Source organism: Corallococcus sp. CA053C (genome assembly GCF_003611675.1).
Taxonomy (GTDB): Bacteria; Myxococcota; Myxococcia; order Myxococcales; family Myxococcaceae; genus Corallococcus.
Map to the genome: position 1 here is coordinate 1 of NZ_RAWA01000394.1, position 9,189 is coordinate 9,189.

Consider the following 9,189-nt stretch of genomic DNA (forward strand, 5'->3'; position numbering starts at 1 on the left):
CCCCGACGGGGTCCACGGGGTCAGGGCTGTCGCGACTGGTGGGCGGAGGGTTGGTGCTCCAGTTGGAGGGCCAGTGGCTGCGGCAGTTCCCCAGCGGTGAGGCGCGGGCGCTCCCCGCACCGGCGTGGCTTGAGTCCCGGCCCGGCACCACCCTGAGCCTCATCCGGCAGAACCGCGCCTACGCCCTGACGCCACCGCCGACGGAGATCGCGGGCACCGGCTGCCAGGAGTCCCTCCTCTTCTTCACCGGCGATGGGAGCTCGTGCGGTGAGCTCACCCTGCCCCTGGGTGGTGCAAGCTGCTTCGGACGGCGGTTGGGCGTTGGCGTGGATGGAACGGTGGTCCAGCAGATCGACCTGAACATCCCCGCCAACAACCAGTGCGCGTGGCGCTGGTGGTCCCGGCTGCTGCGCTGATCCTCCCCGCGGCTTCAATGCAGGGCAGGCGGCGCGGGCGGAGTCCCTTCGGGCCTGGGTCCCGCGTCCCCGGCCCGAAGCGCCACGAAGCTGCGCACCGCCTCCTCCACGCTCGGGTGGAGGTTCTCCGGGCCCAGCCGCTGTGTCAGGCCCGTGCGCCGCAGCATCCGCCGCAGGGGCGCACGGGCCTCCGCGATGCCCAGCACCACGCCCTCCTCCTTGAACTCCCGCCGCAGCTTCTCCAGCCCCTCGGCCGCGGTGACGTCGAGGTCGAACGCGGCGGACGCATCCAGCACGAACCACCGCACCGGCGTGCGCGCACCCGCCACCAGCGCCCGGGCCTCCTCGCGCAGGTAGCGTGCGTTGGCGAAGAAGAGCGGCGCGTCGAAGCGGTAGATGACGAGTCCCGGAATGGTCTCCGCGTCCGCGTACCGTTCGATGTCGTGGAAGCCCGCCCCTCCGGGTCGCTCGCCGATCACCGCGTCGTGCGGCCGTGCAGCCCGGCGGATGAGGTCTGCCAGCGCCAGCACCACCGCGATGAGGATGCCCTGGAGGATGCCCAGCACCACGACGCCCAGCATCGTCGCCACCGCCAGCACCGCCTCCACGGGCCGCACACGCCACAGCGCGACGATGGACACGACATCCATCAGGTACACGGCCGCCACGATGACGATGGACGCCAGCGTCACCAGGGGCAGGCTGCGCAGCAGCGGCGTGAAGAACAGCGCGAACACGAGCACCACCACCGACGCCATCACCCCGACCCACTGCGTGCGGCCCCCCATGGCGGCGTTGACCGCCGTGCGTGAGTCACTGGCCGTGACGGGGAAGCCTTGCGTGAGGCCCGTGGCGAGGTTGGCCGCCGCCTGCCCCAGGAACTCCTGGTTCGTGTCCAGCCGGTAGCGGAACCGGTCCGCGTAGATGCGCCCGGTGAGCACCGAGCTGGCGTAGTTGACGAGCGCCAGGCTGAAGGCGGCCGGCAGCAGCGCCCGCACGTCCCCGAACCGGGCGGAGGGAACTCCGAAGGCCGGAGGCGCCGGGGAGATCGCGCCCACGACCTGAATGCCGCCCTGCGCCCACTGGAGGAGCTCGCCCGCCACCGTGGTCAACACCACCAGGATGAGCGGGCCGGGCGCCCGGGGCAGGAAGCGCCGCAGCAACACCAACACCCCGATGATGCCCACGCCGAGCAGCACCGTCGGCACGTGGGCCCGCTGGACGTTCGCGCCCACTTCATACACCTGACCGGCGAAGTCGCTGGCCTTGCGCTCCAGCCCGAAGAGCTTCGCCAGCTGGCTGCCGATGATGATCAGCGCCGCGCCGTTGACGTAGCCGACCAGGATGGGCCGCGACAGGAAGTCCGCGAGCGCGCCCGCCTTGAGCAGTCCCCCGAGGAGGCTCAGCACGCCCACCATCAGCGCGAGCAGCGCCGCCAGCGAGGCGTAGCGCACGGGGTCCGCGCCCGCGGCCACGGGGGCCAGGGCCGACGCGGTGAGGATGGCGGCCCCCGCCTCGGGCCCCAGGATGAGGTGCCGCGAGGGCCCGAACAGCGCGTAGGCCAGCATGCCCGCGACGCCCGCGTAGAGGCCTGCCGCCGGGCGCACCCCGACGATCTGCGCATACGCGAGCCCCTGGGGAATGAGCATCGCGCCCACGGTGAGCGCGGAGAGCAGATCCGCCACGAACCCCTGGCGCGAATACCCCCGCGCCAGCCGCAGCCCGGGGACGCCGCGCGCCACCGCCCGCCACATCCCCGCGAATGACGGCCTCCGGAGCCTGGGGTGCATGCATGCCTCCCTGCGTTCAACGGCGCACGCTCCGCCACCGCACGGCAAAGCTGGACCGTGCCACGCGTGTCGGCAAACAGGAGGCGCGCGCCTGCCACCCGGCGCCGGTGCTCCGCGAAGCGGCGGCCTTGCGTGAGCCACCAGCCGGCGTGGCGGTCGAACCGATGAGCCTTGGAGCCCGGTGGCCGCGGCCCCAGATCCTGGAGAGGTCTTCCCCGCGACACAGGAGGTGCTCATGACAGACACACGTACTGGAGGGAGGTGGAGCAGGAGCTGGTGGGGTCCCGTGCTCGCCCTGCTCCTGGGGGCCACACCCCTGATCGGAGGCGCGCAGCAGGCGAAAGCGCCCGCCGAGCCCGCCGAGAAAGTCGACCCCCAGGCCCAGCGCATCCTGCGCCAGATGAGCGACTTCCTGGCCGCTCAGCGCGAGTTCTCCGTCCGCACCGAGGGGACGCTCGATGAAGTGCTCGAATCGGGGCAGAAGATCCAGATGCAGCGCGAGGGCGACGTGAGCGTGCAGCGGCCCAACCGGCTCCGCGTGGACCGCAGCGGAGACCTGGCCCGCCTCCACCTCTTCTACGACGGCCAGAAGTTCACCCTCCAGGGCGAGCGCGCCAACGCCTATGCGACGACCCCGGCGCCCTCCACCCTGGATGCCACCCTGGACATGGCCTCGCAGCGACTGGGGCTGGATGCGCCCGCGGGGGACCTGCTCGTCAGCGATCCCTACGCCGCCCTCACCGAGGACGTGTGCTCCGGCAGCTACCTGGGCCGCGCCTTGGTGGACGGCACGCCCGTGCACCACCTGGCGTTCCGCAACCGCGATGGCGTGGATTGGGAGCTCTGGGTCGAGGACGGCCCCCGGCCCCTGCCGCGCAAGTACGTCATCACCTCCCGGGACCTGCCGGGAGCGCCGCAGTACGCGGTGGACCTGTCCGACTGGAACCTGTCGCCCCAGTTCACCCCGCAGCAGTTCCAGTTCACCCCCCCGCGCGACGCGATGCGCGTGTCGTTCGCCGAGCCGGGCAAGCAGGGTGGGCAGCAAGAGGGAGGTGCGAAATGAGGATGCTAGCGCGCGGGTCCCGCCAGCGGGCGGCGGGGATGTTGCTGGGGCTCTTCGTCATGGGAGGGCTGCTCCCGGAGGCCCTGGCCCAGTACGGCACGTCGCGCCGGGTGGCGCGACGCACCTCGCGACGCACGTCCTACCGGCATGACGCCTACAGCGGCGGCACGAGCGCGGCCGTGGTGGCGGTGCCCGTGGGCGCGGCCACCGTCACGGCGCTCCCCGCGGGCTGCATGGCCGCGCCGGTGGGCGGCATCACCTACCAGCAGTGTGGCTCCGTCCGCTACCGCCCCTACTACCAGGGAGAGTCCCTCGTGTACGCCGTCGAGTAGCCCCTGGCGCTTCCGGCGGTGAAGCCCGCTCCACCGCCGGAAGCGCCCACGGCGCCTGGGGCGGGCCTGTGCTCCGGCCCCCCGGGGTGGGGCCGCGCGCGGACCGCGACGGAAGGGCACAGCCCCAGGGCCGGTAGTCGCCCAGGCGCGGCCCACCCACGTTGGACGCCCATGACACCGACCATGTTGGGGCTGCTCCTGCTCCTGGGGACGGCACCCGCCGAAAGTGCTTCCGCCGCGGAAGCACCGGCATGCCCCACCAACGATGCCCGGCAATTGGGCGGCCACACCTTCCTGTTGCCCATCCTCCAGCAGAGCGCCCTGGTGACCACGAACGTGGGCCTTCGTGAAGGCATCGCGCGCTACGACGTGCCGGACGTGCCTGTCGGCAGGCTGGGCACGAGGGATGTGCTGTTCACGGGCGTCCAACAGACGCTGGACCTGGGCATCGCCTTCACGGACTGGCTGGGCGTGGCGGGCTTCGCGCGAGCCACCGTCATCACCGGCGCGGATACCCCCTCGCTGCTGCTGCGGGGCGCGTCGGTGGATCTGCTCGGCCAGGCGGGGGCCGTCGTGCGGGTGTGGCGCAACGAGCCCAGCGGAACGCAGCTCTCCCTTCGCGCCAACGTGGGCCTCGAGCACGGCAGGGACGTCACCGTCCGCTCGTTCGTCAACGGCATCCTGAACGACCCGGGGCTGACCTTCGAGGACGTGCTGGAGGGCAACCTCGACGAGTACATCCGCGTGCCCACGCGAGAGACCTCCGTGAATGGCGGTGCGTTCCTGGCCCAGGCCTTCAGCCGGACGTTCTCGCTGCAGGCCTCCGCGTTCGGCGAGTACGCCTGGCGCGAGCGGGATCCCTTCATCGCCGCGGATGGCGGCCGCGTCACGCAGGAGTCGCACGCGGCGCGCGTCAACTTCGCGGCCGCGCTCGCCGCGGACTTCGCGCCCCACGGCGTCCCCCTGGCCCTCCTGGGCGAGTACCTGTTCACCACCGGCGAGGAGACCGAGGAGGGCCGTCCCGTCAGGACCCTGGGCGCCAGCACGGTCGCGCTCGGCCTCTATTACTCCGGGCGGCCCCACCTGCAGGTCGGCCTGGGCGCGGCAACCACCCTGAACGCCGCGCGCCGCCTCGGCCTCGGAGAACAAGGCGAGGAGCGCGAGTCCGGCAAGCCCACGCTCAGCTACGGACACCTCATCCTGCGCTACATCTGGTGAGCCCCGAGACCGCACGCGCGCCGCACGGGGTCAGCCCGTCACGCTGCCCGGGGGCAACCGTTCGGTGTGCTCCTTCCGGTCCTGCCGCTTCGCCCAGATCTTGTAGGGAATCAACGCGAGCAGCCGGACGATGACGATGGCGGCCACCCCCGCCGCCACCTCCAGCGCCTGCAGGCGCGGGTAGCTGTGGACGATGATGGTCAGGGTGAGCGCCGGAGGGGCGAGGCCCGCGGTCAGGGCCGCGGCCTTGCGATCCTCGAGTCGTGGCGCGCCCGCCCAATGTCCCAGGAAGGCCGAGGCGGACACGAGCACCAACAGGGCCAGCACCGTGGCGCCCCCGAGCTCCCCCAGCCGCGGCGGCGCCTTGACGACGAGGAGCACCACGACCACCACCAGGAGCACGTTGAACAGGCGGTTGGTCCACACGGCCAGCCCCCCCGCCACGCGCGGGAAGAATTGTTGGACGGCCAGTCCCGCCACCAGCGGCGGGATCACCTTCACGAGCAGGGTGCGCAGCACCAGTCCGGGACTCGCCTGGAGCTGGACCCCCATCACGCGGTCCAGCACCTCGACCCAGAGGGGCACGGTGACGAGGGAGCAGATGGACAGCAGCAGCAGCAGGTTGAGCGCCGTGGTGACGCTCGCGTGCAGGGACTTCGCCTGCTTCACCATCAGGGGCGCCCCGGGACAGATGGCCGTGAGGACGATGGCGGTCGCCACCACGGGAGGCGGCCTGAACAGCCGCACCAGCACGTACGCCAGGAGCGGCACCGCCACGAGCACCACGGCCAGCGCCCGCCCGTAGAGCGCCGGTCGCTGGAAGATCTGCCGGACACCGCCCCGCTGTGCCGCCAGCCCGGCGGAGAACATGAACACGACGATGGCGTTGGACAGCACGAAGGCAATGACGTCTTTCAGCATGGTGCATTCCCCTTTCAGGGGGTTGGGGCCGCTTCGCCCACGGGCTACGACGGGCTCCTGCGCCAGCGCACCGCCAGCACGGAGAGGATCCAGAGCGCGCTGCCCGCGCCCGCGACGGCCATCAAGGGGCGGCGCAGGCCCGCGCCGAGCGCCTCCAGCGCGCCCCGCAGGGTCGCGGCGGTGGTGCGTTCCGCCAGCTTCTCCAGGGAGGCGCCCAGCGCTTCGCCCGAGAGCACCGGGTTGGACGCCAGTTCCTCGCGGAGGCCCTCCGCCAGCCCCCGCACCAGGCCCCGGCCGCCGCGCTCCAGCAGGCCCACGAGCGCGTCGGAGTCCTCCTGGAGCTTCGACCCGATGCCCTCGACGAGCCCCCGCCCCACCTTCGAGGCCACCTCCTCGCCCAGCGGCGCCATCACCCGCGCGTCCTCCACGAGCGCTGGCACCGCTTCATGCAGCCGCTCCGAGGCCTCCGTCACCATGCTCCGGACGATGATCCGGGCCCGCTCTCCTGGCGTGTGGATCTCGTCGGTGCGGGAGCGGGCGTAGTCCACCGCGTGGTCGAAGAGGCGGTTGAGGCGCACCATGAAGTCGTGGATCGGCAGGCCGCCTTCCTGCCACTCCCGCTCCAGCACCTCCAGCGCCCCTTCCATGGCCGCGGCGGCCAGCGTGTGGGCCGCGGCCCCAGGCTCCGCGCCCTCGCGCTCGGCCGCCTCGTGCGTCAGCCGCGCCAGCACCGCGAGCACGTCGTGGGCGATGGTGCGCAACTGCCCGTTCAGCTCGGGCAGCTCCTCGCGCAACCCGTCCGCCGCGCCGTGCACCGCGCCGCTCGCGACCCCGCTCGCCAGCAGGCGCTGCAACGACAGGGTCAGGTTGCGAAGCGCCTCGACGGGCCTCCCATGTCGCTCGCTGGCCATCCACCCACCCTTCCTTTCCCTTCAGGGCTACTGGCGAAGCAGCTCGTGGGCGAACTTCGCCTCCGCCTGCTGGTGGGCGTCGTAGTCCGGGTGGAAGTCGGGCTTGAGGTCGAAGTCCACGCGGAGGACCCTTCCGGTGAACCGGGCATTGGAGCCGTACTCCGGAGTGACCGCGGTGCCCTTGTCCCAGCCGACGTCGAAGGTCTCATCCATCGAGTAGCCCACCGACACCGTCCGCGAGATGGGGCCCTGGGCCACCAGGGCCCCGTCGACGAACAGGCGCCCGGTGCCACCGGCGCCGTAGGGCTCCGGCCCTGTCTTCTCGAACTCGTAGCGCAACACGTGGCGCCCGGGGGGCAGGGGCGCACTGGCGCGGAGGAACGTGTATTCGGGACCGGGGAAGTTGTAGCAGAACACCGGCACGCCCTCCTTGAGGTACAGCGACCAGCCCGCCGAGGTTCCGCCCAGCGCGACGATGGGCCCGTTGACGTCGCCCGCGGGGACTTCGATCTCGGCCGTCATCTCCCAGGAGCGGTTCTTCGTGTCGGGCCCGGCGAACTCCTGGATGCGCACGGAGCCCTCGTAGAAGGTCATCCGCTCCCGCTGCGCGTAGAGCCCCTTGCGCCCGAGCGCGCGGATCTGGAAGCGGTCGTCGAGCGGCAGCACCTGGTACCTCCCCGCCTCGGCCCACCACAGGCCCACCAGCTCGATGAGCTTCTTGACCAGCGGGTCGTCCAGGTTGGCCCGGTCGCGGCCCTTCATGAGGTCGTCGGACTCCGAGGGATCGTCGGCGAGGTTGTAGAGCTCCCAGTGATCCGCGTCGAAGTCCCACCGCGCCTTGTTCTCCCAGGGCTTGCGGCCGTGGTACGTCACGATCTTCCAGCCGTCGTGGTAGAGGCCGCGGTTGCCCAGCATCTCGAAGTACTGGGTGGTGTGGTTCGACGGGGCCCTGGCGTCGTTGAACGAGGAGTTCATCGGGAAGCCTTCGATGGCGTCCTGCTGCACGGAGTTGATGAACCGCGGGGCTTCAATGCCGATGGCCTCGAGGATCGTGGGCACGATGTCGATGACGTGGTGGTACTGGGTCCGCAGCTCGCCCCGGGCCTGGATTCCACGGGGCCAGTGCACGATGAGCGGGTTCCGGACGCCGCCGAAGTGCGTGTACTGCTTGCAGAGCTGGAAGGGCGCGTTGCCAGCGAGCGCCCAGCCCACGGGGTAGTGGTTGTATGAGCCGGGCTGGCCGAGCTGATCGATGCGGTCCAGGTTCTGCTGCACCGTCTCGGGGACGTTGTTGGCCACGGTCTGTTCATTGAACAGGCCGGTCAGGGTTCCCTCACCGGAGGAGCCGTTGTCGCCGATGCACACGAAGATGAGCGTGTTGTCGAGCTGGCCCGTCCGCTCCAGGAAGTCCACGAGCCGTCCAATCTGGGCATCGGCGTGCTCGATGAACCCGGCGTAGATCTCCGCCATCCGGCTGTACAGGCGCTTCTCGTCGGAGGAGAGCGTGTCCCATTTCGGGATGCCCTCGAGCATGGGGGCGAGCCGGGTGTGTTCAGGCAGGATGCCCATCTCCTTCTGGCGGGCGAGCACCTGCTCCCGGTAGGCGTCCCACCCCATGTCGAACCTGCCCTTGTACCTGTCGCTCCACTCGCGGGCGACGTGGTGGGGCGCGTGCGCGCAGCCGAAGGCAAGCCACGTGAGCCACGGCCGCGTGGGCTCGGCCGAGTAGTGCTGGGAGATCCAGCTCACGGTCCTGTCCACGAGATCCTCGGAGAGGTGGTAGCCCTGCTCCGGGGTCCGGGGAGGATCGACCGCCTCGCGGTCGAGGAAGAGCTTCGGCTCCCACTGGTCGCAGTCTCCCCCGAGGAAGCCGTAGAACCGGTCGAAGCCGAAGACAGGACCGGTGGGCCAGCGATCATACGGGCCGGCGATGGTCGTCTCCTCCGACGGCGTGTTGTGCCACTTGCCGATGCAGAAGCTGGTGTACCCGTGCTGGTGCAGCATGGCGGGGATGCCCGCCTTGTCCTGCGGCTGCCGTCCGTTGTAGCCGGGGAAGCCCGTGGCGAGTTCGGTGATGTTGGCCATGCCCACCGAGTGGTGGTTGCGGCCGGTGACGAGGCAGGAGCGCGTGGGCGAGCAGAGCGCCGTGGTGGTGAAGTGCGTGTAGCGCAGCCCCTGCTGGGCCAGGCGCATCATGTGGGGCGTGTGGATGAGCCCACCGAACGGTTCGCACCAGCCGAAGCCGACGTCGTCCAGGATGACGTAGAGGATGTTCGGTGCATCCTTCGGGGCCTTGGGTGGCATGGGAAACGCGGGCTCGGACTCCTCCCACGTCCTGCCAATCCGACCCGGGAATCGCTCACCCTCCCGATAGGTCTTTGGCTTGTCGGCGCTCATGGCGTGCCACCTCCTCCGGTTTGAAGTGAGGCCGACACGCGCCCGCGACAAGCGCCCCCCTTGCGCGGAACCGACGCGCTGCCCGGCGGCTCCCAGGGACCGCGCCAGGGACACGGGAGGCCCCTCCCTCCAGGCCGATGC

7 protein-coding genes and 1 pseudogene are annotated in these 9,189 nt (G+C 71.1%); 4 read left to right on the plus strand and 4 right to left on the minus strand.

Annotated elements, in window-relative coordinates:
• Positions 1 to 416 (plus strand): annotated as a pseudogene (locus D7V97_RS44930) (hypothetical protein); the annotation flags it as partial.
• A gap of 14 nt (positions 417 to 430) precedes the next feature.
• Here D7V97_RS44930 and D7V97_RS34820 read toward each other — a convergent pair.
• Positions 431 to 2,206: a SulP family inorganic anion transporter gene (locus D7V97_RS34820; protein WP_233583414.1), complete on the minus strand. Its 1,776-nt coding sequence runs from the start codon at positions 2,204 to 2,206 to the stop codon at positions 431 to 433.
• 286 nt (positions 2,207 to 2,492) lie between these two features.
• On the opposite strand from D7V97_RS34820, the gene D7V97_RS34825 reads away from it, so the two are divergent.
• The 3 genes from D7V97_RS34825 to D7V97_RS34835 all read left to right on the plus strand — a co-directional run bounded on the left by D7V97_RS34825 (position 2,493) and on the right by D7V97_RS34835 (position 4,819).
• On the plus strand, positions 2,493 to 3,269 hold the full coding sequence (locus D7V97_RS34825) for a DUF2092 domain-containing protein (RefSeq protein WP_158623521.1): 777 nt from the start codon (positions 2,493 to 2,495) through the stop codon (positions 3,267 to 3,269).
• A 2-nt stretch (positions 3,270 to 3,271) separates the two neighbouring features.
• Positions 3,272 to 3,601, plus strand: a complete 330-nt coding sequence (locus D7V97_RS34830) for a hypothetical protein (protein WP_147445099.1) — start codon at positions 3,272 to 3,274, stop codon at positions 3,599 to 3,601.
• 183 nt (positions 3,602 to 3,784) lie between these two features.
• Complete coding sequence (locus D7V97_RS34835; protein ID WP_147445100.1) at positions 3,785 to 4,819, plus strand: hypothetical protein; 1,035 nt, start codon at positions 3,785 to 3,787, stop codon at positions 4,817 to 4,819.
• 30 nt (positions 4,820 to 4,849) lie between these two features.
• Here D7V97_RS34835 and D7V97_RS34840 read toward each other — a convergent pair whose 3' ends face one another.
• From D7V97_RS34840 to D7V97_RS34850, 3 genes are read right to left on the minus strand one after another with little or no spacing between them, the layout of a single operon-like run.
• Positions 4,850 to 5,740, minus strand: a complete 891-nt coding sequence (locus D7V97_RS34840) for a bile acid:sodium symporter (RefSeq protein ID WP_120614939.1) — start codon at positions 5,738 to 5,740, stop codon at positions 4,850 to 4,852.
• 44 nt (positions 5,741 to 5,784) lie between these two features.
• The gene (locus D7V97_RS34845) at positions 5,785 to 6,651 is read right to left on the minus strand and encodes a hypothetical protein (protein WP_120614940.1); all 867 of its coding nucleotides are present in this window, start codon (positions 6,649 to 6,651) and stop codon (positions 5,785 to 5,787) included.
• A 27-nt stretch (positions 6,652 to 6,678) separates the two neighbouring features.
• Positions 6,679 to 9,048 (minus strand): arylsulfatase, encoded by a 2,370-nt coding sequence (locus tag D7V97_RS34850; protein ID WP_120614941.1) that lies wholly within the window; start codon positions 9,046 to 9,048, stop codon positions 6,679 to 6,681.
• Positions 9,049 to 9,189: the final 141 nt, after the last annotated feature.

Excerpts from the sequence above, each read along its gene's own strand:
- D7V97_RS34835 (WP_147445100.1), top strand. The coding sequence starts at position 3,785 with ATGTTGGGGCTGCTCCTGCTCCTGGGGACGGCACCCGCCGAAAGTGCT.
- D7V97_RS34840 (WP_120614939.1), bottom strand. The coding sequence starts at position 5,740 with ATGCTGAAAGACGTCATTGCCTTCGTGCTGTCCAACGCCATCGTCGTG.
- D7V97_RS34845 (WP_120614940.1), bottom strand. The coding sequence starts at position 6,651 with ATGGCCAGCGAGCGACATGGGAGGCCCGTCGAGGCGCTTCGCAACCTG.
- D7V97_RS34830 (WP_147445099.1), top strand. The coding sequence starts at position 3,272 with ATGCTAGCGCGCGGGTCCCGCCAGCGGGCGGCGGGGATGTTGCTGGGG.
- D7V97_RS34820 (WP_233583414.1), bottom strand. The coding sequence starts at position 2,206 with ATGCACCCCAGGCTCCGGAGGCCGTCATTCGCGGGGATGTGGCGGGCG.
- D7V97_RS34850 (WP_120614941.1), bottom strand. The coding sequence starts at position 9,048 with ATGAGCGCCGACAAGCCAAAGACCTATCGGGAGGGTGAGCGATTCCCG.